Below are 529 nucleotides of genomic sequence, written 5' to 3' on the forward strand. Positions count from 1 at the left end.
TTCACCGGGCCGCGGCAAACGACATTGATTTGAGAATCCGCGCGGCCCGCGGCTCCGTGTGCAACGGATGGTTATCCGTGGTGAATATAGGTGGAAGGTGGAATGCCAGTATACGTTCCAAAGCAAGACCGAGCAAACCGATGGTAACCGGAGATTGCTCGCGCAAGCCATCAGGACGTTCCGTCGTCGAGCAACGAATGTCGCCCGAGCACGCGATGGTCGGTGCGAGAAGGCTCGCGCAAGCCATCAGGAGATTGGAAGGTCGAACCAGAAAAGTTGTCCGAGGGAATGGTTCGTCGGGTGTATCGTTCACCGGCATCAGCCGCAAGCCAGTGTTGTGACGCCAAGGCCCAACACCAGCATACCGATCGTCGTTGATCGGATAACGGTTGGGTTCACGGGGGACGGGCGAAAGACTTGCAAGCAAACCGAAAAACTCAACTCCCGTCCTCCCGTGCACATACTCTTAGGTGGACTTATTGGATTTTGAAACGAAAATGGCTTCTCTCGATGTAATAAACGAGCTGAA

Origin of the sequence: Novipirellula herctigrandis (assembly GCA_007859835.1) — a bacterium.
GTDB classification, from domain to species: Bacteria; Planctomycetota; Planctomycetia; order Pirellulales; family Pirellulaceae; genus Novipirellula_A; species Novipirellula_A herctigrandis.